Annotated in this window: 20 protein-coding genes and 1 riboswitch; of the genes, 5 read left to right on the forward strand and 15 right to left on the reverse strand. The window is 54.3% G+C overall.

Annotated elements, in window-relative coordinates; translation table 11 throughout:
- Positions 1–2 precede the first annotated feature (2 nt).
- From RJP21_RS24210 to RJP21_RS24225, 4 genes are all read right to left on the reverse strand, one after another.
- A complete protein-coding gene (locus tag RJP21_RS24210; RefSeq protein WP_160043831.1) occupies positions 3–749 on the reverse strand; it encodes an ABC transporter ATP-binding protein in 747 nt (248 codons plus the stop codon).
- Positions 750–788: 39 nt separating this feature from the next.
- Complete coding sequence (locus tag RJP21_RS24215) at positions 789–2,192, reverse strand: DEAD/DEAH box helicase (RefSeq protein ID WP_310861593.1); 1,404 nt, start codon at positions 2,190–2,192, stop codon at positions 789–791.
- A gap of 215 nt (positions 2,193–2,407) precedes the next feature.
- A complete protein-coding gene (locus RJP21_RS24220; RefSeq protein WP_160043828.1) occupies positions 2,408–3,181 on the reverse strand; it encodes an SDR family NAD(P)-dependent oxidoreductase in 774 nt (257 codons plus the stop codon).
- A 125-nt stretch (positions 3,182–3,306) separates the two neighbouring features.
- A complete protein-coding gene (locus RJP21_RS24225) occupies positions 3,307–3,765 on the reverse strand; it encodes a chemotaxis protein CheX (RefSeq protein WP_310861594.1) in 459 nt (152 codons plus the stop codon).
- Between the two features lie 406 nt (positions 3,766–4,171).
- Here RJP21_RS24225 and RJP21_RS24230 point away from each other — a divergent pair, with 406 nt between their 5' ends.
- Together RJP21_RS24230 and RJP21_RS24235 are read left to right on the forward strand one after the other, a co-directional pair.
- Positions 4,172–5,074: a LysR family transcriptional regulator gene (locus tag RJP21_RS24230; protein WP_160043825.1), complete on the forward strand. Its 903-nt coding sequence runs from the start codon at positions 4,172–4,174 to the stop codon at positions 5,072–5,074.
- Positions 5,075–5,111: 37 nt separating this feature from the next.
- A complete protein-coding gene (locus RJP21_RS24235) occupies positions 5,112–5,921 on the forward strand; it encodes a histidinol-phosphatase (RefSeq protein WP_310861595.1) in 810 nt (269 codons plus the stop codon).
- A 159-nt stretch (positions 5,922–6,080) separates the two neighbouring features.
- Here the strand turns inward: RJP21_RS24235 and RJP21_RS24240 are convergent, their stop codons facing one another.
- The 3 genes from RJP21_RS24240 to RJP21_RS24250 are packed head-to-tail and all read right to left on the reverse strand — an operon-like array spanning position 6,081 to position 8,563.
- On the reverse strand, positions 6,081–7,058 hold the full coding sequence (locus RJP21_RS24240) for a DMT family transporter (protein ID WP_310861596.1): 978 nt from the start codon (positions 7,056–7,058) through the stop codon (positions 6,081–6,083).
- An 11-nt stretch (positions 7,059–7,069) separates the two neighbouring features.
- Positions 7,070–7,660 (reverse strand): GNAT family N-acetyltransferase, encoded by a 591-nt coding sequence (locus RJP21_RS24245; RefSeq protein ID WP_310861597.1) that lies wholly within the window; start codon positions 7,658–7,660, stop codon positions 7,070–7,072.
- 36 nt (positions 7,661–7,696) lie between these two features.
- Entirely contained in the window at positions 7,697–8,563 is an 867-nt protein-coding gene (locus RJP21_RS24250; protein ID WP_310861598.1) for a metallophosphoesterase, read from the reverse strand.
- A gap of 237 nt (positions 8,564–8,800) precedes the next feature.
- On the opposite strand from RJP21_RS24250, the gene RJP21_RS24255 reads away from it, so the two are divergent.
- A complete protein-coding gene (locus tag RJP21_RS24255) occupies positions 8,801–10,180 on the forward strand; it encodes an aldehyde dehydrogenase (RefSeq protein WP_310861599.1) in 1,380 nt (459 codons plus the stop codon).
- Positions 10,181–10,195: 15 nt separating this feature from the next.
- On the opposite strand, the gene RJP21_RS24260 is transcribed toward RJP21_RS24255, so the two are convergent.
- From RJP21_RS24260 to RJP21_RS24275, 4 genes are all read right to left on the reverse strand, one after another.
- Positions 10,196–10,837 carry a potassium channel family protein gene (locus RJP21_RS24260; protein ID WP_160043821.1) on the reverse strand — a complete coding sequence of 214 codons (642 nt, stop codon included), beginning with the start codon at positions 10,835–10,837 and terminating at the stop codon, positions 10,196–10,198.
- A gap of 367 nt (positions 10,838–11,204) precedes the next feature.
- Entirely contained in the window at positions 11,205–11,969 is a 765-nt protein-coding gene (gene sdhB / locus RJP21_RS24265) for a succinate dehydrogenase iron-sulfur subunit (protein WP_310861600.1), read from the reverse strand.
- A 15-nt stretch (positions 11,970–11,984) separates the two neighbouring features.
- Positions 11,985–13,730: a succinate dehydrogenase flavoprotein subunit gene (gene sdhA, locus RJP21_RS24270; protein ID WP_310861601.1), complete on the reverse strand. Its 1,746-nt coding sequence runs from the start codon at positions 13,728–13,730 to the stop codon at positions 11,985–11,987.
- A gap of 15 nt (positions 13,731–13,745) precedes the next feature.
- Positions 13,746–14,414 (reverse strand): succinate dehydrogenase cytochrome b558 subunit, encoded by a 669-nt coding sequence (locus RJP21_RS24275; RefSeq protein ID WP_310861602.1) that lies wholly within the window; start codon positions 14,412–14,414, stop codon positions 13,746–13,748.
- Between the two features lie 218 nt (positions 14,415–14,632).
- On the opposite strand from RJP21_RS24275, the gene RJP21_RS24280 reads away from it, so the two are divergent.
- A complete protein-coding gene (locus RJP21_RS24280; protein WP_160043817.1) occupies positions 14,633–15,547 on the forward strand; it encodes a LysR family transcriptional regulator in 915 nt (304 codons plus the stop codon).
- Between the two features lie 239 nt (positions 15,548–15,786).
- Here the strand turns inward: RJP21_RS24280 and RJP21_RS24285 are convergent, their stop codons facing one another.
- From RJP21_RS24285 to RJP21_RS24295, 3 genes are all read right to left on the reverse strand, one after another.
- Positions 15,787–17,037 carry a cation:proton antiporter gene (locus RJP21_RS24285; protein ID WP_310861603.1) on the reverse strand — a complete coding sequence of 417 codons (1,251 nt, stop codon included), beginning with the start codon at positions 17,035–17,037 and terminating at the stop codon, positions 15,787–15,789.
- A 16-nt stretch (positions 17,038–17,053) separates the two neighbouring features.
- On the reverse strand, positions 17,054–17,722 hold the full coding sequence (locus RJP21_RS24290) for a potassium channel family protein (protein WP_310861604.1): 669 nt from the start codon (positions 17,720–17,722) through the stop codon (positions 17,054–17,056).
- Positions 17,723–17,892: 170 nt separating this feature from the next.
- The gene (locus tag RJP21_RS24295; protein WP_310861605.1) at positions 17,893–19,236 is read right to left on the reverse strand and encodes a TrkH family potassium uptake protein; all 1,344 of its coding nucleotides are present in this window, start codon (positions 19,234–19,236) and stop codon (positions 17,893–17,895) included.
- A gap of 62 nt (positions 19,237–19,298) precedes the next feature.
- A riboswitch (cyclic di-AMP (ydaO/yuaA leader) is annotated at positions 19,299–19,440 on the reverse strand.
- Positions 19,441–19,701: 261 nt separating this feature from the next.
- On the opposite strand from RJP21_RS24295, the gene RJP21_RS24300 reads away from it, so the two are divergent.
- Positions 19,702–21,393 carry a CPBP family intramembrane glutamic endopeptidase gene (locus RJP21_RS24300; protein ID WP_310861606.1) on the forward strand — a complete coding sequence of 564 codons (1,692 nt, stop codon included), beginning with the start codon at positions 19,702–19,704 and terminating at the stop codon, positions 21,391–21,393.
- A gap of 104 nt (positions 21,394–21,497) precedes the next feature.
- Here RJP21_RS24300 and uvrC read toward each other — a convergent pair whose 3' ends face one another.
- Entirely contained in the window at positions 21,498–23,387 is a 1,890-nt protein-coding gene (uvrC, locus tag RJP21_RS24305) for an excinuclease ABC subunit UvrC (RefSeq protein WP_310861607.1), read from the reverse strand.
- Positions 23,388–23,497: the final 110 nt, after the last annotated feature.

The following is a 23,497-nucleotide window of genomic DNA, read 5'->3' on the forward strand; positions in this document are numbered from 1 at the left end:
TGTCAATCCCTGCCTTGCACGAGGGTATAGAACATTTCTTCAAGCCCTGCCCCGGCCGTTCCCGCCTGCGCTTCGATCGCTTCCAGCGGCCCTTGCGCGATGACGCTTCCCTGATGCAGCACGACAAACCGGTCGCAGTAGTTCTCGATCGTCGAAAGGATATGGGAGCTCAGCAGAATGGACGAGCCCCCTTCCTTCAATTCAACCATAAAATCCAGCAAAGACCGGATGCCGAGCGGATCAAGCCCGAGAAACGGCTCGTCGATGATATACAGCGACGGCCGGGCCACGAAAGCGCACATGATCATGACTTTCTGCCGCATCCCTTTGGACAAATGCGTGGACAGGCTGTCCATTTTGTCCTGCATCCGGAAAATGCGGGACAGCCTGTCCGCACGTTCCTCGTAATCGCTGCGCGGAACGTTATAAGCTCTCGCCGTAAATTCGAGATGCTCGCGGACGGTCATCTCGTCGTACAAAAGCGGGGATTCCGGGACGAAAGCCAAGGAGCCGTGATACGTTTCCGCATCCTCCTCCCGCTTTTTCCCACGTACCCGAATCTCCCCCTTCTGGGGGTTCATGAGCCCGAGAATATGCTTCATGGTCGTGCTTTTTCCGGCGCCGTTCAAACCGATCAAACCGACCATTTCGCCCGGGTTAACCTGAAAGGATATGTCGTGAAGCACGGGGCGGTTTATGCTGTAGCCCCCGCTTAAGCCTTGAATATCCAATACCGTATTTCCGTTCATTGCAACACCTCCATGAAATGCCGAATACCGCTTTTTACGTCAAGGGCGTTTTTTGTCCTTCAGCCATTTGGGAGCCCCTTTGTTTTTCCGGTCGCGCTCCCGCTGGCTGTCGTTTCGAGCCGGCGGCTTGCCGCCGCGGGCAGGTTCGCTTTTGCTTTTGCCCGGTCCGGACGGCCTGCGCGTCTCCTCCCTGACCGCTGCGTCTCTTGTTGAGCCGTTGCCTGAAGCATCCGCAGCGATTTTGGCATTCGGTCCCTTGTCCGCAGAGTTCCTGGTGCCGGACTGTCCCCGCCCCCCGGGCGCCGCCCCCGGCTTCAACACCTTGCCGCCGTACAGCCGGCGCTCTTCCAGCGGAATGCCGAGCTCCTTCGCAAATTTGTTCATGATGAAAATTTGCCGGTACGTTACAATGGAGAGAACCAGGCCGCTTCGACCCATGCGTCCGGTACGTCCCGCACGGTGCACGTAATGCTCGGCATCCGCCGGCGGATCATAGTTCACGACCATCTCGAGCTCTTCGATATCGAGACCGCGGGCGGCCACGTCGCTCGCAACCAGCACTTTGAACTTGCCGCCGCGGAACCCGGACAGCACCCTGCTGCGGCTCAGCTTATCCGCGTCCGCATACAGCGCCTCCGCCGAAATGCCCAAATAATTCAATTTCGCCTGTACTTCCGCGATCGTTTCCGTCTGATTGACGAACACAATCGCTTTTTTCGGATTAAAGTGGCGGAGGACGCGGCGCAGCGTCTCCACTTTATCCCTTTCTTCGCCCGCAAAATAAAAATGCTCGAGGCCTTTGGCCGTAGATTGGTCCGGATCGATGCCGATCTCGACCGGAGCGTTCATCTCGCGTTTGACCAGCGCCGCCGTCTCCGGGCTGACGGTCGCCGACAAAAACACGAGCTGACGGTCCCGAAGGGCGCTGCGCAGTATGCGATCCACGTCCGCCGCGCCGCCAAGCTGAAACACCTGATCCACTTCATCCACGACGATCGTATTCACTTCATGCATCTTCAGCTTGCGGATTTCGATCAGCTCACGGATCCTTCCCGGCGTGCCGACGAGAAGCTGGGGATGCTGCTTCAGCTTTTCCACCTGGCGCTTCAGGGCGGCACCGCCGATCAGTCCAAGCACGCCGATGCCGCGGTCTTGTCCGTATTTTTCGCCTTCCCTGACGATCTGCATGGCGAGCTCCTGCGTCGGGGCGATCACCAGCTTTTGCGCCGCTTTCCGGCCGGCGTCGATGCCCTGCAGGATCGGCAGCAGGTAGGCCAACGTTTTGCCGGTCCCCGTCTGCGAACGGGCCAGCACGTCCGCTCCCCGCAAAATGGCGGGAATGGCCTCCGCCTGCACCGGAGTCGGTTCCGTGATTCCGTATTCCGAAAGGCTGTTTATCAATGACTGTTCAATGCCCAGCGCTGTAAACGAAGTTGCGTTCATTATATTCCATCCTTTTATCTAAGTCATTCCTATCCATTATATGATAAAAGAGCCTCCGCACCAAAAAATTAATTTCAGACCGGACCGGCGGCATATAATTCCCCCGAAAAGTAAGGCTATGGCTTCAAAGCCGATTCAGATGCTTGGCGGGGACACCGGAAATCATAAAATGCTCTATAGATCCAAAAAAGCCGGCTCTTTCCCGAGCCGGCCTGTCATTTTTTATTCATCATGCGGTATGTAAGCCTGTCGGACAGGCGCGGGAACAGCTGGTACAATCGCATGGCCGCGGCAGCCTTGAGCGGCAGGTTCAGCTCTTCCTTGCCCGTTTCCATCAGCCGCACCATCTTGCGCGCGACATGTTCCGGTTTCATCATCAGCCATTTTACGCTGCTTACGTATCCTCCCGAAGGATCGGCGATATCAAAAAAAGGCGTATCGATCGGGCCCGGATTGACGGTGGACACCGCGACTCCCGTGCCGCGCAGCTCCTGCCGCAAGGCGTTGCTGAATCCGAGCACCGCGTGTTTGGTCGCCGTGTAGGCAGTCGACTTGGCGGTGCCGATTTTGCCGGCCATGGACGCGACGTTGACGATCAACCCGCTGCGGCGTTCAAGCATATGGGGAAGCACCGCCTTCGTGCAGCGCACGGTCCCCATATAGTTCACGTCCATCATCCGCCCGAATTCTTCGGAAGGCATGTCCGTAGCCGCTTCGAATTTGCCGTACCCCGCGTTGTTCAATAAAATGTCGATTCCTCCGAAGTCCCGTATCGTTTCTTCTACGGTCTGCCTGACCTCTTCTTCGCTGGTCACGTCGAGCACCCGAATCCCGTGTTTTCCGGCGATCCGGCCGGAGGCTTCGGCCAGCTTGCTTTCGGAGCGCGCCGCCAAAACCGGGACGGCCCCCTTTTCGCTGAGCATTTGCGCCGTCAACAGGCCGATTCCGCTTGAAGCCCCTGTAATCAACACGACTTTATCCTTCAACATGGTTTCCAGATCCTCCTAAGCGATGCGCGTGGCGGTTCGCCGCCGCGCTCCCGTTTTTGCCTTTCTTCTAAAGATAGCAGAAACAGCCGTTTGGAGGAAATCGCTGCAGGTAAAAAGAATTTTTCCTATGAAATCATGACCTGGATGTCAAGTTCCCCGATTCCGTCCATTAACAGCGGGATGCTGAGCGCTTTCTGCGGAGAAGCCGAAATCACATGCTCGCTTTTGACCACCTTCGGCGGCGTAATGTCGACGCTGACGCCCTGATTGGACAAGATCGTGCTCGCATTGCCGCTAATCATGTTTCCGAGCTCGGAAATCGCGCTTTGCCCCATCTCGTCCATTTCCGTCAAAACATATCCGCCCATCATGACGGAAACCATCCGGAGCGCAACGCTCTCATGAATGCCGAACATAATATTTCCGTTCAACTGTCCGGTCATTCCGATTTGAATCCAAATATGGTCCTGAATGAATTCGACCGTCTTTACCCCAAGGTTTCCCGTCGAAGGGGATACCTGTATCACCTGCTCAATGACAAGCCGCGCGGATTCCAGAAAAGGATTAATAACCTCCGCTTTCATTAATGTAAAACACCCCTTCCAGCTAGATGGCAGCACTACGCTCCAAAAGTCCCATTTCCGTTTGAACCAATTATACGTGAAACCACTCAATAAATCACCAAAAATTCACATTCGCTTGAATAACTAGGGTATAATTGCCCTTATGATTAATTCCTTTTTCCTATTTAAGAAATCGCGAGCCCGAATCCTGATATGTATATCGGTCCTTTAGGCATAATTTTGAATACCATGACGAAATTTGCATGCTCATTTTTTTGTTTTGAGAGAACCGCCCACGTTTGGCTGCAAGCCCGGAACCCGCGCCCGCGCGGCATTGCCGACGCTTTCGGAATCCCATATAATTAAAGGATATACACTTTGGTCGAAGCTCCGTTCAGGGTACAAATAAAGTCTAAGGAGGAACTGCATGAACATCAGTCAACTGGAGACACTGATTACCATCTCAAAGACGATGAGTTTCCGCAAAGCCGGAGAACTGCTCAATTTGACCCAGCCTGCGGTATCCGCCCAAATCAAAAGCCTGGAGGATGAGTTCAAAACCGTTCTGGTCGACCGAAATCAGCCGGTTACGCTCACCGACCGCGGGCAGGTGTTCCTTGAACACGCCGAGCGGATTCTGGCCGTTGTGGAAGAGCTGAAGCAGCGATTGTCCGATCTGGATCAAATCCCGCAGGGACATATCGTTCTTGGCACGACGACCTCCATCGCGATCCAAATCCTGCCGAGGGTGCTTTCCTATTTTCAAAACCAGTTCCCTCTTATCAAAACGTCGATCCAATCGATGGCCTCCTCCCAAATTTATACGAGCGTTGAAAACGGCCAAATCGATGTCGGCATCGGTTATTTGATTGAACGCAACCCCAATTTGATTACGTCCGTCCTGTACTACGACACTTTCGAGCTGATCGTCTCTCCAAGGCACCCCCTTGCCCGCAAAACGACGGTATCGACGGACGTCCTTCAGGACACGCCGCTCATTCTGCTGTCGCAGGATACGGTCGGCAGACGGTTCAGCGACGAAATATTCAAAAAACACGGCATTGTCCCTAACGTGGTCATGGAGCTGTCAAGCAGCGAGGAAATCAAACGGATGGTCGAAATCGACCTTGGCGCCGCCATTATGTCCAAGCAATCGGTTGCCAGCGAGCTGCGTCACGGCACCCTCAAAATCATCCCGCTCAGGGAGCTTGAGGTCAGCCATCCGGTCGGATTGATTTACAAATCCGGAAAATATCTCAATTCCGCCATGCAGCAGTTTCTAAGCGACTTAAAGGGCATGCCCGAAACCCAGTTCATCAGCTCCGAATAAGTTCGGACGCCAATTTCAAGCGAAGGGAGAACATACGATGAAATTCGATCTTCATACCCACCATTTCCGCTGCGGGCATGCGGACGGAACGATCCGCGATTATGTGGAGGCCGCCGTTTCCGCCGGCTTGCAAGCGATCGGCATCTCCGACCACACCCCTTATTTCGGGGAAAAAGCGGAGCAGGCGTTTCCGGCTATCGCCATGGGAAAATCCGAAATCGCGAACTACGTCGAAGAGGTGCTGCAGCTGAAAAAAGAGTATGCGGGCAAAATCGACGTGCTGCTTGGCATCGAGTCGGATTATTTTCCCGAACACTTCGAAACCTACCGCAAGGTGCTGTCCAATTATCCGTTCGACTACATTATCGGGTCGGTGCATAGCGTCGGCGGCGTCAGCATTTTCAACAAAAACCGTTGGAAAAAATTAAACGATAAGCAGCAAATCGAAGTAAAGGAAGAATACTACCGGCTGATCCAGGATTCGGCGCGAAGCGGCTTGTTTCAATTTTTGGGCCACATCGACGCCATGAAAGGGAATTATCCCGCATTTTCCGATATTCCCGCGGAACGCATGATGGACGAAACGCTGCAGGTCATTGCGGAACACGGGGTGGCGATCGAAATCAACACTTCGGGCAAAACCAAGCTGAGCGGCGGCTGGTATCCGTCGGATTCGATTCTGGAGCGCGCCTGCCATTTCGGCGTCGACGTCACGTTCGGCTCGGACGCGCATAAGCCTTCCCGGGTTGCGGATGAGCTGAATCAGGTCGCCGCGCGCCTGAAAGAGATCGGCTTCAAGGAATGGGTCTATTTTAAAAACAAGGAAAAAATCAGCGTGCCGCTGTAGCCTTTTCCGTCCAAAACAAAAAAAAATGGACCCGTCACGAGCGGGTCCTCAAAACATCATTTATATTTTCAAAAAGGGGGTCATGCAATAAGTGTACCCCGTCTCTGTTAGAGACGCATAACAGCAATATTTCAATTATGTTACAAAACAGGTCCCCCGTTACATTTCTCTTTCAGCGCTTTCGGCGCGGGCAGCTTTCCTTTTTCCCGCTTGACCGGAGCGGTTCACGATAATGATGCCGGCAACGACCAGCCCAAGCGACAGCCCGATCCAGGCCGACACGCGTTCGTCCAGCAGCACCGCCGACAGCAGAACGCCGAAAACCGGAATCAGGAACAAATATAAGGATACTTTTCCGACCGCGTTATATTTCATGACCGTGTTCCACAGCGCAAATCCTGCGGCCGAAAGCACGGAAAGGTAAAGAAGCAGCAGCCATCCTTTGGCGTCGAAATGGAACGGCGCAACCCCGCTCCGGACGGCTCCGACGGCCAATAGCGCCAAGCCCCCGATCAGCATCTGTTTTCCCGTCAGCGCAATGACGGATTCGCCTGCGCTTTCCTTGCGGAAAAGCACGTTGCCGAATCCGCCGAAAGCGGCCGAAGCCAGCAGCAGGACCGCTCCGATGCCGAAATGGAACTGCACGCCCTGCTGTGCGAATCCCATGACCAAAATGCCGAAAAAGCCGAGCAGCAGGCCAAACCATTTGGCCGGATTCAACGATTCCGACTTGTCCATGAGCCGGGCGGACAAAATTTGAAAAAGCGACGTGGAGCCTACCAAAATGGAGCCCTCGATGCCCGAGCTGTAGCTGAGTCCCGCATACAACACGAGGTACTGCAAAAATGTCTGGATCAAGCCTAGACGAACGAGACGGGGCAACGAAAGCGGCTTGCGGCCCTGGCCGCGGGCGTGTCCCATCAGCATCGCCAGCAGCATCAGCAGAAGCCCCGCCAGCGCAAAACGGTAACCCGCGAACACCCACTCCCCGAATACGTTTTTCGAATCGATCCGAAAATGCTCGTAGCTTATTTTGATGACAGGCAGCGCGCTTCCCCATAGCAGGGTGGCCCCCGCCGAGCTGATCAAAATGCCTGCCGGATGTTTAAACCATGTTTCTGCCTTCACTTGCTGCACTTAATCTCCTTTCAGTCCTTACCCTCGCGTTGAACGCCCGAACGACAGGCTTCAAATTGCCGGTCCGTAAGGCTGTATATTTTCATCTCAAGCGGTCCCGCAAAAAACATCCGCTTATGGATAAACGTTCGTTCCAGCACCATGCCGTTTTTTTGCATGACGCGTTCCGAGGCGGCATTAACGGCATGACACCGGCCTTCGACCCGCCGCAGCCGCAGTCCGCAAAAAACATATTGCAGCAGCACGGCCACGGCTTCCGTCGCCAGTCCCCGCCGCCAAAACCTGCGGTCGATCATGTAGCCGATCATGGCGTCTTTTTGCTCCTGCCTCCAGTTTTGCAAGGACACGACCCCGACGGGAACGTCCGACTCCGGAATCCATATCCCGTAATGCTTCGAATCCGGGCGGCCGTCGTTCAAAAGCTCCGCCGCCACGCGGCGGGAACGCCCGAAGCTGAACATCGACCCTTGCGTGACGTATTTCGCCACCAGCGGATCGGAGAGGATCGCCAGCAACGCGGGGGCATCTTTTTTCTCGATCTGCCGGAGCGTGAGGCTTTCTCCCGCCAACACGGGCGAAAAATGAAATTTTTCCGCAATCATTTCCGGATCCTCTCCTTTTTCGGATCATGGGGCAATTCAGGCTTTGCCTGATCTCAGCGTGATAATCGTCAGTTCCGGTTTGCACAGGAAACGGATAGGCAAATGGGTTTCGCCGATGCCCCGATTGACGTAGAGCGGCATAGAACGTTCCCCGATCGCATAGGTTCCCATTATATAACGCCTCGATCCGGGCGGGGTCAGCACGGCTCCGAGCAACGGAAGACGAACCTGCCCCCCGTGGCTGTGTCCGGACAACTGCATATCAAACGGATAACCCGCGGCCGTGTCCGCGTAATCGGGTTCATGCATCATCAATAACGTAAACAGTCCGTGAGGAACGCCGCTTAATCCTTGAACGGGGTCGGGCGAGCCCATAATCCCGTCCTCCAGGCCAACGATGGCGATCGCCTCCCCTTGGCGTTTGACAAGGCCATGCGCGTTCCGCAGCACATGAAATCCCGAAATTCCCAGCATATCCGCGATCCGATCCGCATCGCCCAAATAGTCGTGGTTGCCAAGAATCGCGAATTTCCCCAGCGCCCCGTTCATGGAAGCCAGCAGCGGAAGATAGTCGCGCATGGCCTCCGTGCGGGAATCCACGGCATCCCCGGTAAACAGGACAAGGTCGGGCGACTCGCTTTCGATCGCCTCGGCCAACCTTGCCATATCGCTTTCATGCGTATGAAACCCGAGGTGCAGGTCGCTGAACAACGCGATGGTCAAACCGTCAAAAACGACGGGGAGCCTGGGACAGCGGAAGGACTGCCGAACGACGTCAAGCTGCCTTGGTTCCCATAGCCAGGCGTACCCCCCGGCCAGCATGCCGGCGCCCAAAATGGCCGCTCCCGAGCGTTTCAAAAACGCCCTTCGCGTCATCCTGCCGGATTTTCGGCTGTTTTTCATCGGCTGGTTACTCCCTGTATAATAAAAATAAAGAAAAACGTCTATCGATGATATGATAAGAAAAGCGTCTATCGACGTAACCTCTAAGAAGACAGACCGCGTTTAAAGGTCGTTTTTCTTGCAATATCAGGAAGCAATAGCTCTGTAGTTTATTCTTTCTGATATGATAAGAAAAACTTGCGGCTTCATATTTCGTTTCGATCGAATCATCAGATGAACGGGAAAGGATGAATCCCTATGTCTAACGATACCATGTCAAACCTGATTCAGAAACAAAAACATTTTTACAACAGCGGCCAGACCCGCTCTTACGACTACCGCCTGCGCCAGCTCAACAAGCTGAGGGAGGCGCTGGCCGCGAACGAGAGTAACATAATGGACGCGCTGAAAAAAGATTTGAATAAAAGCGAATTCGAAGCCTTCTCCACGGAAATCGGCATTGTCTACGCGGAGCTGGCTTTTGCGATCAAACATCTGCGCCGCTGGATGGCGCCCAAAAAGGTCAAAACCGCGTTAACCCATATCGGCAGCAAAGGCCGGGTCATTGCCGAGCCTTACGGCACGGCGCTCATCATAGCCCCGTGGAATTATCCGTACCAGCTGGCCGTATCCCCGCTGATCGGGGCATTGGCGGCCGGAAACACCGTCTTGTTGAAACCTTCCGAGCTGACCCCCGCCATGTCGTCGCTGCTGGCCGAACTTCTCGGCGGCATTTTCGACGAGGAATACGTGGCCGTGGTACAAGGCGGTCCGGAAGCAAGCCAGGAGCTGCTCACCCAGCCGGTGGACTACATCTTTTTTACGGGCAGCGTCAACGTCGGCAAAATCGTCATGCAGGCCGCAGCCAAGCAGCTCATTCCGCTGACGCTGGAGCTCGGGGGCAAAAGCCCCTGCATCGTACATCAGGATGCGAAGCTGAAGCTTGCGGCGCGGCGCATCGTTTTCGGCAAATTTACGAACGCCGGCCAAACCTGCATCGCCCCGGATTATTTGCTCGTGCACCGCAGCATCAAAAAAGAGCTGGTCTCGCATCTGCGGGAAGCCATCCGCGAGCTCTACGGGGCCGATCCGTTGTCCAACCCGTCTTACGGCCGCATCGTCTCCGAGAAGCATTTTAAGAGGCTTGCTTCCTTTCTGCAGGACGGCAGCATCGCCGCCGGCGGCAAAACGGCGCCGGAGCGCCTGCAAATCGAACCTACGCTTCTCGATCAGGTCACGTGGGATATGCCCGTCATGCAGGAAGAAATTTTCGGCCCGATTTTGCCGATGCTGGAATACGACGACATTCAGGAAGCCGTGGACATGGTTAACGGCCGTCCCAAGCCGCTTGCGCTGTACCTGTTCACGCAGCAGCCCGGCACCCAGGAGAAGGTTGTCGGCAGCATCTCCTACGGCGGCGGCTGCGTCAACGACACGCTCATGCATATCGCCACGCCGTACCTGCCGTTTGGCGGCGTCGGCGAAAGCGGCATGGGCGCGTATCACGGAAAGGGCAGCTTCGACACCTTTACGCATTACAAAAGCGTGCTGAAGCAGACCAATCGTTTTGACATCACGTTCCGCTACCCGTCTTCCAAAAACGGGCTCAAGCTGCTGCGCAAGCTGATGAAGCCTTAATGGCTAAATCGCTCCCTACAACTCCTCCGGCAGCTTGTCGTCGGGACTCGGGCTGAAAATCCGCCGGAATTCGGTCAGCATCGACAAGGCATAAGCCACGGTAATGAAGCTGAAGCAAATTTCCATAATAACCGCCAGCCTGGCCGTGCTGTCGGCGGGGGAAATGTCGCCGTACCCGACGGTTGCGAAGGTCGCCACGCTGAAATAAAGAAAGGAAATGAGCTGGTTCACGAGATCGCTGCCGATATTTTCCCCGTCGAAGGCTTCCTGCCCGAACAGCTTGTATATGGACGTATAAATAATGGTAAAAAAGCAAATGCACATCAATGCCGCCGCGCTGATTCGAATCAGCAGCGTCTTCATGTAGGACCTCCTTTTTTTCAGCGCGGATTCGGCAATTCCGTTAAAAATGTAGAGCACGTAAAAAATGACGGAGGCCAGGCAAAACAGCAATATGAGCGCCCTCATCCCCCCGCTGCCCGGCACGATGTTCATCAGGTCGATCAAACCGAACAAATCCTCCAGCGACACGAGCACATAGATGATGACCGGCGCCAGCAGCACCGCCTTGCTCGTCCATTTTTTCTCCAGCCTGTAAAAAACGGCCATCAGCGCCAACAGGCCAGCCACATTCAAAAGCCACATCCACCATGTCATAATCGAACACCTCCCGCCCGCCACGGATCCGGGTCCGGCGCTGCACCTTCCTCCCGCTCTCAAAGCCGTAAGCTTTTGCTTGCCGAAAGGTTGCTTAATTTGCATTACCCCGCGGCAGGAGTTGCGTCACACATCTTCCCGGGGAGAGGAAGCCTTTTCCCATTGCCAGCCGAACTGAACAAAAGAAAAAACTCGACCAAGCTTTATCTTTTGGCGCGCCTTATAAAACATATAACCCTCCTCTGAATAAGAGAAGGGTTGCATAAAGTTAATGATCGTAACTAATAAATCATTCCATCACGTTAAAAAGCCCCGCCGTCCTGCAGCTTCCTGCAAAGACGGTGGGGCTTGCATCTCCAGCTTCGCGTTACACGCTAAGCCATTTTTTGAACAAATGCTTGGTTGTCTGCTTGTTGATTTCCGCGATGGACGTAGTAAGCGGAATGCCCTTCGGACAAGAGCGCACGCAGTTCTGCGAGTTGCCGCAGCCTTCGATGCCGCCGTCGTCCATCAAGGCGTCCAGCCGTTCGTCCGCGTTCATTTCGCCCGTCGGATGGGCGTTGAACAAACGAACCTGGGAAATCGCCGCAGGCCCGATAAAGTCGGACTTGTCGTTGACGTTCGGGCAGGCTTCGAGACAAACGCCGCAAGTCATGCACTTGGACAGCTCGTATGCCCATTGGCGTTTTTTCTCGGCCATGCGCGGTCCGGGACCCAGATCGTACGTGCCGTCGATCGGAATCCAGGCTTTAACGCGTTTCAAAGCGTTGAACATCCGGCTGCGGTCGATGACCAGGTCGCGTACGACCGGGAACGTCCGCATCGGCTGCACGCGGATCGGCTGCTCCAGCTTATCGACCAGCGCCGCGCAAGCTTGGCGAGGTTTGCCGTTGATCACCATGGAGCAGGCGCCGCAAACCTCTTCGAGACAGTTGGATTCCCAGCATACCGGGGCGACTTTTTCGCCTTTGGTATTTTGAGGGTTGCGCTGAATTTCCATCAGCGCGCTGATTACGTTCATTCCCGGGCGATAAGGAAGCTCGAATTCCTCGACGTACGACGCCGATTCCGGGCTGTCCTGACGGGTAATGATAAACTTCACTTTTTTGGTAGAAGCAGTTTGTTCCGCCATGTCAAATCCCCCTTCTTACTTGTCTTTGGAATAGTCGCGAATCCGCGGCGGGATGAGCGACACGTCTACCGCCTCGTAGGAAATTTCCGGTCCGTCCGGCGTCCACGTCGCTTTGGTCGTTTTCAGGAACTCTTCGTCGTTGCGGTCCGGGAATTCCGGCTTGTAATGCGCGCCGCGGCTTTCGTTGCGCAGCAGCGCTCCAAGCGTCATCGCTTCGGCCAGCTCAAGCATGTTCCACAGCTGGCGGGTAAAGGACGCTCCCGGGTTGTTCCAGCGCGATTTGTCGTTGATGTTGATGTTTTTGTACCGCTGCTTCAGCTCTTTGATTTTGCCGATCGTTTTTTCCAGCTTGTCGTTGTAACGAACCACGGTCATGTTCGCCGTCATCCATTCGCCCAACTCTTTATGCAGCACATAGGCGTTTTCGTTTCCGTCCATTTTGAGGATGTTTTCGTATTTGTCGTCCTGCTGTTTTTTGTACCGGTCGAATACGGTGGAGGACACGTCCGCCGCGGACTTCTTCAAACCTTTGATATATTCGACCGCTTTCGGGCCGGCCACCATGCCGCCAAAAATCGCGGAAACGAGCGAGTTCGCGCCCAGGCGGTTGGCGCCATGGTATTGGTAATCGCATTCGCCGGCCGCAAACAGGCCAGGAATGTTGGTCATTTGGTTATAGTCGACCCACATGCCGCCCATGGAATAGTGCACGGCAGGGAAAATTTTCATCGGGATTTTGCGAGGATCGTCGCCGACGAATTTTTCATAGATTTCAATGATGCCGCCAAGCTTGACGTCCAGCTCCTTCGGATCTTTATGCGACAGGTCGAGGTAAACCGTATTTTCGCCGTTGACGCCAAGCCCCTGGTTGACGCACACGTCGAAAATTTCGCGCGTTGCGATATCCCGCGGAACAAGGTTGCCGTAAGCCGGATATTTCTCTTCAAGGAAATACCAAGGTTTGCCGTCCTTGTACGTCCAGATCCGTCCGCCTTCGCCGCGGGCGGATTCGGACATCAGGCGCAGCTTGTCATCCCCCGGAATGGCCGTCGGGTGGATTTGGATGAATTCCCCGTTCGCGTAATGTACGCCCTGCTGGTACACGGCGCTTGCGGCTGTCCCTGTGTTGATGACCGAGTTGGTCGTTTTGCCGAAAATGATGCCGGGACCGCCGCTGGCCAGAATAACCGCGTCGGCCGCAAACGTATGGATCTCCATCGAACGAAGGTCCTGCGCAACAATGCCGCGGCACACGCCTTCGTCATCGATGACGGCTTGAAGGAACTCCCAGTTCTCGTGTTTCGTGACGAGCCCCGCCGTCTCATGCCGGCGCACCTGCTCATCCAGCGCATACAGCAGCTGCTGGCCGGTGGTTGCGCCCGCGTATGCCGTACGGTGGTGTTTCGTTCCGCCGAAACGGCGGAAATCAAGCAAACCTTCGGGAGTCCGGTTAAACATGACCCCCATCCGGTCCATCAGGTGAATGATGCCCGGAGCCGCTTCGCACATCGCTTTGACCGGCGGCTGGTTGGCAAGGAAGTCCCCGCCGTAGACGGTATCGTCAAAATGGATCCATGGGGAGTCGCCTTCCCCTTTGGTATTGACGGCTCCGTTAATTCCGCCCTGCGCGCACACGGAGTGCGATCTTTTAACGGGAACAAGCGAAAACAGGTGAACATGGACGCCCGCTTCCGCCGCTTTGATGGTCGCCATCAAGCCGGCCAGGCCGCCGCCCACGATAATGATGTTGTTTGCTGCCATTTTTGCTCACTCTCCTTAACTAAGAACTGACTTTACGGTATCAAGCCATGCGGTTGCTTGCTGGAATTCCGCTCCGCGGAACGCGATCATGGACAACACGAGCATCACGCTCACGAGGACGAACAGCGTCATGCAGATGTAAGACGATACGCGCTGCGCGCGCGGTCCGACCGTGATGCCCCAGCTGACGAAGAAAGACCAGAGACCGTTGGCGAAGTGGTACGACGCGGATACGACGCCGATCAAGTACAGGATGAACAGTCCCGGCTGAACGAAGATGTCGTGCATCGTGCTTCCCAGCTGTTCATGGGTAATGTTGCCGAGCGCCAATTGGATACGGGTTTCGTACACGTGCCAAATGATGTACACGAACGTGATCACGCCCGTAATGCGCTGGAACAGGTAACGCCAGTTGCGCGAATACTGGAAGCGCCCGTTATTCGGCTTGGCTTGGTAAGCGATATACAAACCGAACACGCCGTGGTAAATCAGCGGAAGGTAGATCAGCCCCCACTCGAGCAGCCAGAGAAGCGGAAGATCGTTGATCAGCTTGACGCCCGCGTTAAAACGCGCGAGCCCTCCTTCGAACGCGCCGAAGTTCGTCAGCGCATGCTCGATGAAAAACAAGCCGAGCGGAATGACTCCAAGAAGCGAATGCAGCTTTCTGGAATAATAACCATTCATAGATTGACGTGCCCCTTTCTCACATTATAACGTTTTCAATTTTTCATTTTCCGACATTTCACAGAAGTTCGCACGCAAAAGTGTGAACAACTTGTGGCACTTTTCATGTTACTCTTTTTTATCTTATAATGGAATTGCAATATAATTATTAATCATTATAATTTTTATGCATATGTATAAACGCTGATCTTCATTCCACGGTAAGGAAGGTGAATCGGATGTTCGAGGACTTGGACGTCTTTGCGACGATTGTCGAACAGTCCAGCTTGAACAAAGCATCCCGAATTCTGAATTTGTCGCAGCCCGCCCTGTCCCGAAAAATTACGAAGCTCGAGGACGAGCTGGGCGTCAGCCTGTTCAACCGGCGCGGCAAAAGGCTGGAGCTTACCGCCTTCGGGCAAACCGCCTACAATTTCGCTTTGGAGCAGCGGCAGCAGAAATTGAAATTTATGCAGCTGATCGCCAAATATAAAGGAGACGACCAAATCTCCGTTACGCTCGGCGCAAGCCTCACCACCCTGCAGACGACCCTGCCGCCGCTCGTGACCGCTTTCATGGAAAAACACCCGACGGCGGAACTGAAGCTGATCACGGGCAAAACGCATGAGATCGTCTCCGCCGTGCGCGACAAAAAAGTCGACGCAGGCATCGTGGCCTCGGCCATCGAGGAACCCGGACTGCGTTGTACCGCATTGTTCGACGACCATCTGGAGCTCGTTCTCCCGAAAAGCCACCCGCTTCTCGAAAAGGACGACGTAGGGATGGAAATGCTGCATGGCCTGCCTATGATTATATTTTCAACCGGAACGTGGTACCGTAAACTTACGGACGATCTTTTTCACCGCGCCGGCGTCGTGCCGGACATCCGGATGGAGATGGACTCGTTCGAAGCGATCGTCCGTCTGCTTCCCGCCTGCAAAGCCGCCGCGCTGCTGCCGAAGTCGTATTTGCGGAGCCAGCTGCTCGACGATAACGACCTCGCCACGATCCATATTCCCGCCCTAAAAGAAACCCGGCGCACAACCTCGCTTATTTATCCGGACAGTGGCGGGCTCAGCGCCGGCGCCAAGCGTTGGGTGGAAGAAACCAAATCGATCTTTGGCCAGCTTGCCCGGCAGCATCATCATTCGTAAGCACAGCAGCCTGTTTCCCGGTTTAAGCACGCTAACTCCAGCTTTCCGGCATCGGCCGAAAGTCAAATCCATGTTCCGCGAATCGCAATATCCCCGTTAAAGCTTGCTTTCGGGTTGACGCTGACAACAGCATCTTGAAAAACAAAAAGCTGCCTCCGGCCGCAGCTACGCTGCAGCCGGAGGCAGCTTTTTTTAACCAATATGACAGCTTTCCAAACGGTTGATGCCGTCCTTGTCGTTCATTCGGCAGCCGGATTGGCGCCCGGTTTGACTTCAAGGCCCAATTTGCGGGCGACAAGCCCGGTCGTGCTCGCCTGAACCAAAATCGTCAGCATGATCGCCATAAACGTCATCGCCGAAATCGTTCCCGCATGCGCCACGCCGAGACCGGCGATCATGCCGGACAACGCCGCCGGAATCACCCCGGTTTCGCGCACCCACATCATAAACAGCAGCTCGCGCCAGGACCATTTCACCTTCCGGTCAGGCAGCGCGCAGAGCAGGATCGTCACCGGCCGGGCCACGAACATCAGCACAAGCACCGCCGCCAGGCTAGGCCAGAAATAGTCCCCGAGCGTTTGGAAGTTCACTTGGCTGCCAAGCAAAATAAAGATGAGCATCCGCATCATGATGCTCGTATTGTCGGCAAACGCCCCGGTTTCCTCCAGCTTGTCGTCCATCGACAATCCCATCGCATCGGCGTTGCCCCAGATCAGTCCGGCGACGAACGTAGCCATAAATCCGCTGACATGGAGCATGTCCCCTATTAAATAGGAAGAAAGTGCAACGACGATCATCGCGATCGTCGTGTAATCCTTCAGCACGCCGAGGCGGAAATGCGCCACCAGATAGGTCAGGACGACCGAAACGACTGCTCCGACGGCGATGCCGCCGGCGGCCGTTTTGACGAAGTCCCAAGCCATGCCGCCGATGTGCAGCGATGTTCCGCCCGTCACCGCAGCCAGCAGCGCAAACGTAAGGATGGATCCGGTCGCGTCGTTAAAGGCCGATTCGCTTTCGACCGTCTCCCGTACCCGCTTTTTGATCTTCACCTGTTTAAAGACGGGGATGATGGAGGCCGGGTCGGTCGAAGCAATGACGGCGGCCGCGAGAAAAGAAAAAATCCAATCGAGCCCGAACAAAAAATGCACCGCCGCGCCCACGATGCCCGTCGTGATGATTACGCCCGGAACACTTAGCAGTGACAGGGTAATCCAGACCTTTTTCAGCCCGCCGAGACTCAGGTTCCGGCCGCCGTCAAACAAAATCAGAGCGGAGCCCGCCGTCAAAATGAGCTGATTGATGAGCGAGCTGCTTTCGGCGTTGATTAGATGCAGCCCTCTTCCAAGCACCATGCCGGCGACGATAAACACGGCGACGTCGGGCAAACGAAGCCAGGACGCCAGCCTTCCGGCCAGCATCCCGACGGTAATGATAAAGAGCAGCAGGATTAAAATATGATGAATGATTTCCGTCGTCTGGGTTTCCAATGTACCTACTCACATCCTAGTCTGCATTGACGGCTTCGCTTTCGAAGCGGTCGATGTTGTCGTTGGCGCCGATGATGACCATGATGTCGCCGGCCCGAAGCTGGTCCATCGCCGTCGGGGCCACGATCACCTTTCCTTGGCGATGAATCGCCACGATGCTGCAGCCGAATTTGGCCCGGGTGTTGATCTCGCTTAACGTTTTGCAGTCGAGCGTTTCAGGCACCTTCATTTCGACGATGCTGTATTCTTTGGAAATCTCGATGTAGTCGAGCAGGTTCGGCGTCACGAGCTGGTGGGCGACGCGGATGCCCATGTCTTTTTCCGGGAAAATAACCCGGTCGACGCCCAGTTTCTCCAGCGCGCGGCCGTGAAGGACCGAAATCGCTTTGGCCACGACGGTGCGCACGCCCAAATCCTTCAGCAAAATCGCAGCCAGAATGCTCATCTGGATATCGTCGCCGATGGCGACGATGCCGCAGTCGAAATTGCGGATGCCGAGCGACTTGAGCACCTCCTCGTCCGTGGCGTCCGCCACGACCGCATGCGTCAAATATTCGCTCATGTCGCTGACGACTTCTTCGTTTTTGTCGATTCCGAGCACCTCATACCCCAAATCGATAAGCTCCAGTGCTAGGCTTGAGCCGAAACGCCCCAGACCGATGACGACAAACTGCTGTGTTTTCATTCTCTCCTGATACTCCTTACTTAATCAATTTCTGTTTTCTTTTTACCTATATAGCATGAATTAAAGTTATTACTTGTCATTCCTTGATCCACAGGGAATATAATATCCGTTTCAAAGATGTGACTTTCTTTAATTCAATCTATATATTCAGCATTTTGCAAAATCCTTGCCTATCCGATAATAATTTTGCCTTCCGGATGGCGATACAGCTCCTTGCCCTTTTTAGGGCCGAGCGCATACGCCAGGGTGAGCGGACCGAGCCGTCCGGCAAACATCGTCAGGCAGATGAGGATTTTACCGACCAAAGTCAAATGCTGCGTGAGTCCAAGCGATAGCCCGACCGTTCCGAAGGCCGATGTGGTTTCGTACAAAATCGTCAAAAAGTTGCTGTCCTCCGTCGTTGAAAGCACCATGGACACCCCGACCACCAGGAAGAGGGCCATGAAGGTGATCGTCAACGCCTTAAAAATGCGGTCCTGGGCCAGACGGTACCGATAAAGCACGATATCGTCGCGCCCTCGGATCATGGCGATGACGGCGCCGACCAGAATGGTAAAGGTCGTCGTTTTGATCCCGCCCCCGGTGGAGCCCGGCGAAGCCCCGATAAACATCAGAATCACCATAAAAAATTGGGAGGCCTGCCGCATGCTCGCCAGATCAAGCGTGTTTGCCCCTGCCGTACGCGGCGTCACCGACTGAAAAAACGAAGCGAGAATTTTGCCGCCCCAGTTCAACGAGCCAAGCGTTTTCGGGTTCGAGAATTCGAAAATGAAAATGACGACCGCCCCGACGAGGATCAGCGCCCCGGTCATGGAAAGCACGATTTTGGTGTGAAGCGAAAGCTTCCGGTTTTTTCGGAAATCGACGACGTCGGACATGACGATGAAGCCGATCCCGCCGGAAACGATCAAAAACATCACGACGATGTTCACAAGCGGATCGTAGACATACCCGGTCAAGCTGTTGAAGTGCCCGAACAGGTCGAAACCGGCGTTGTTGAACATCGACACCCCGTGAAAAATGCCGAAGTAGATCGCCCGGCCGACCGGCATGTCGAAGGACCAGCGGATGGCGAACAACAAGGCCCCGCAGCCTTCGATCACGAGCGAGAAAATAAGCACCTTGCGGATCAGGCGCACGATGCCTTCCATCGTGTTCTGGTTCATCGCTTCCTGAAGGATCAGGCGGTCGCGCAGCGAAATTTTCCGCTTGAGCACGAGGGAAAACAAGGTCGCCATCGTCATGAAGCCGAGACCGCCCACCTGGATCAGGAGCATGATGACGACTTGTCCGAAGGTGCTGAAAAACGTTCCCGTATCCTTGACAACCAAACCGGTAACGCAAGTTGCCGACGTCGCCGTAAACAACGCATCGATGAATCGAAGCGGCTTGCCCGTTGTGTTCGAAATCGGCAAGGTGAGAAGGATGGCCCCGATGAAAATGATGCAGGCAAACCCCAGAACAAGAATTTGCGGGGGAGCCAGTCGAAACCACTTGATTTTAGCTGCCAACATAGTCACCTCATTAAAAAAGTCAAAAGAAAAAAAGCATCGGAAATCCAATGCCTTTCGGTTTGGTTCCTGCTGCATAACGCCTACGAGGTTAGCTGACGGATTCGGGCATGCACAGGTTGCCCTATTCGCTTTTGGAAAAAAGCGAAATTCACCCCAAAATAATGGTTCCCCCGTTTTCATATCGAAATTCGGCGTACGGATTATTCATTTGCTTCAAAGATTATAATCCTAAATGTTTTACATCACAAAGCCATAATTTGAATAAATACGTGGGAATACGGCCTGATTGCATCACAAATCTCATAAAAGTCTGCCTTTCTCTTGCGTTTACAAACCCTTTCCTTGATTTTCATTAATTTTTCATGACGGATGAGGCTTAAAACTGGCTTTTAGGGGACATCGTATGCTATGTTTACGTTTATACTAGGTATGTATCATCAGAATTTTAATCAAAGGGGGCATTTCATGAATCCCGTCGGACAACCGCTGCGTCTCAAAGTCAATTACAAATGGCTGGGCGTATCCGCGGTCATCGGACTCGTTTTATTCGTCTTGTTCCAGATTCTTCCCTCGACCGCCTCGGAAACGCTGGAGCAGCAAAATATGAAGGTCATCAGCAAGGATCAAGCCCACAACGCCGCCGAGGCCTTCATGCAAAATACGCTTCATTTGCAGGTGGACCAGAGCAAACCGGCAGTGATCACGTATCAGTCGAACTCCGATTTTTACGGCTACTTGTCGAGGGAAAAACTGCTCGGCGAATACAACAAAACCTTCGAAAAAAATTATCCGTACGACGTGTTCCGCGTTCGGTTGGCCGAGCTTACAAACGAAGGTTATGCCAACATCGACGTACATATGAATTCGGGCAAGGTCGTCGCCTTTTCCGTAACGCCGCGTTATTCCAATTATGCGGCCGTGATGGCCGATCCCAATGAAGCAAAACGCGAAACCAAGCTGAAAATTGTCGAGGGCGACCTGTCCTTGGCGAAAAAGGAAGAGCTTGCCCAGCCGTGGCTGCAGCAGATGGGCTACGATCCGGGAAAATTGGAGCTGTCGACCAAAGATAACGAAATCGGGCTCGTTTATACGGATCCTGACCGGGCCATCGGCCGTTCCAGCCTTCAAATCAAATTTACGTTCGAGGAAGGCGCGATCCGCTCCTTCGATCAAACCTTCAGCGTGCCAAAAACGCATGCGGACTACGTCAACAAGCAGACCTCCTTGGCGCGTTGGCTGACCATCCTGGGGTACGGACTGCTGACGTTCGTGCTTGGCGTGCTCGCCATCGTCTACAGCGCGCTGACCCGGCATCACACCTCCTTTAAACGGGGCATCTTTTTGAGCGTGTTTTATTTTGCCGTATCCACGTTCAGCACGTACAACATGCTGCCCGTATTTCAAGGGGAAGGGGTTTCGGGCCTCGGCCTTACTTTGATGCTCGCTTTTCAAACCTTTTTTAACCTGGTGATGGCCGCCCTGCTGTACTTCTCGCTTGTCGGCGGGGACGGTTTATGGCGCAAAGCCGGCTGGAACGCCTGGGCGAGAGCCAAAGAACCGGGGTACGGCCCATTCGTGCTGCACAGCATGTTTACCGGCTATTTGTGGGCGTTTATTTTGATGGGCGTGCAATCGGTCATTTACATCGTGCTCGACAAAACAATCCACAGCTGGTCCACGACCGATGCCACGCAGTCGCCGTACAACATGCTTTATCCGTGGCTTCTCCCGATCATGGCGTGGATGGCGGGCATTTCCGAGGAGGCGGTCTACCGGTTGTTCGGGATTCCGATGCTGAAAAAACTGCTGCGCAATACGTTCATCGCCTGCTTGATCCCGACGCTCATCTGGGCTTTTGGGCATACGCTGTACCCGATTTACCCGATTTCGACGCGGCCGATCGAGCTGACGGTGATCGGACTGTTGTTCAGCTTTATTTTCCTGAAGCACGGATACATTGCCGTCATGTTCAGCCACGTCGTTTTCGACAGCGTCCTGATGAGCTTCAGCCTGTTCGCCCTTGCAGACGTCCCGGACATTCTAGCGGGAATCGTAACGATTATCATGCCCGCGGTGGTCGCTTACATTGTTTATCTGTACAATTCAAGAAAAACAAAAGGTTCTTCGGCCCCATCGCCGCAACCCGGCTGGCAATAAACTCATGAGTTTTTAATCCCGTAAAGTGAGGCCTTGGCTTCGAAGCTCATCGAGTTACTTTGCGGGGATCCCCGAAATAAACGTCAAAAAAAAGGAGCCATTGATCATGGCTCCTCATCCTGAAGGGCTTCAAGGATTTGCCTTGCAAGCTTGTCTCCAATGGAAAGAGGCCGGAAATCTTCGATGCTGGCCTCTTTTATTTTTTTCAGCGATCCAAAATGCTTCAGCAGCAGCTTGCGCCGCTTCTCGCCGATGCCCGGAATCGAATCGAGCTTCGACGCGACCATCGATTTGCCCCGCTGCTCGCGGTGGAACGTAATCGCAAAGCGGTGAACCTCGTCCTGAATCCGCTGCAGCAAATAAAACTCCTGGCTGTCGCGCGGCAGGTCGACGGGCTCGGGCGGGTCGCCCACCATCAGCTGCGCCGTTCTGTGCTTCACGTCTTTGACCAGCCCGCATACCGGGATGAACAAACCCAGCTCGTTTTCCAGCACGTCGACCGCGGCGGAAATTTGGCCTTTGCCGCCGTCCACGACGATGAGATCAGGCATTTCCAGGTTTTCCTTCAAGACACGCTCATAACGGCGGCGGATGACCTCGCGCATCGTTTCGTAGTCGTCCGGTCCTTGAACGGTGCGGACTTTATATTTTCGGTACTCTTTTTTATCCGGTTTTCCGTCGATAAAGACCACCATGGCCGACACCGGGTTGGTTCCCTGAATGTTGGAGTTGTCGAACGCCTCGATGCGGTGAAGATTTTCGATGCCGATGTATTGGCCCAAATTGGCGGCGGCTTTGAGCGTTCTTTCCTCGTCCCGCTCGATCAGCCTGAATTTTTCGTCAAGCGACACCTTCGCGTTTTCGACGGCCATGCCGACCATTTCCCGCTTTTTGCCGCGCTGGGGCACGAGAACCTTGACGCCAAGCCACTCCTGCAGCGACGCCGCGGCGCTCTGCGCATCCAGCGCGTCCCGGTTTTCCGTTTCTTCCGTTTCAGGACTCGATTCCTCCGGATTTTTTTCCGAGTCGGGCAGCAATATTTCCTGCGGCAGCGCCGGGTTGTCGCTGTAATACTGCGTCACGAACGACACAAAGTCGCTGTACGCCTCCCCGTAAAACGGAAAAGCGGTCGCGTGGCGCTGAACCATTTTCCCTTGGCGCATGTACAAAATTTGCACGCACATCCAGCCTTTGTCTACGGCGAAACCAAGCACGTCACGGTCCTTCGCGTCGGACGTCGTAATTTTCTGCTTTTCCATGATGGCGTCGATGTTCATGATTTGGTCGCGGAGCTCCTTGGCCCGCTCGAAATACAGCTCTTCGGCCGCTTCCTCCATCTTCCGCTGGAGCTCTTTTTTGATCTCCTCATGCCCGCCGCCCAGGAACGACTGGATTTCTTGCGTAATCCGCTCGTATTCCGAAGGGTCGACCTCCTTTTCGCAAGGCGCGAGGCATTGTCCCATATGGTAATAAAGACATACCTCCTTCGGCATTACGCCGCATTTGCGAAGCGGATACATGCGGTCAAGCAGCTTTTTGGTCTGCTGTGCGGCATAGGCGTTCGGATAGGGGCCAAAATATTTCGCCTTATCCTTCAACACGCGCCGCGTGACTTCTAGCCGGGGATGCGCCTCGTTCGTAATTTTGATGTACGGGAACGTTTTGTCGTCCTTCAGCAGCACGTTGTATTTAGGTTGATGCATTTTGATCAGGTTGCATTCCAAAATGAGCGCCTCGATGTTGCTGCCGGTGACGATATATTCGAAATCGCGGATATCCGCCACAAGCCGCTGCGTTTTTCCGTTATGGCTCCCGGTGAAATAGGAACGGACCCGGTTTTTCAGCACTTTGGCTTTGCCGACGTAAATGATTTTGCCGTCCGCGTTTTTCATCAGGTAACATCCGGGCAAATCCGGCAGCAGCGCCAGCTTGTTGCGGATGTTTTCCTGCGCTTTTTCCAGCTCGGCCGACGTTTCGGCCTTTTTTTCTTCCATGTCTCCCCTCTCCCCCTTTCTTCAAAGATCCAGGAAGAATCACGATATACGATATAAAATGATTCGAAAATATAACTTTTATTATTATATGGGGAATCCGCCAAAATCCA

The sequence above is a fragment of the Paenibacillus sp. VCA1 genome, assembly GCF_031583795.1.
GTDB lineage: Bacteria > Bacillota > Bacilli > Paenibacillales > Paenibacillaceae > Paenibacillus_AQ > Paenibacillus_AQ albilobatus.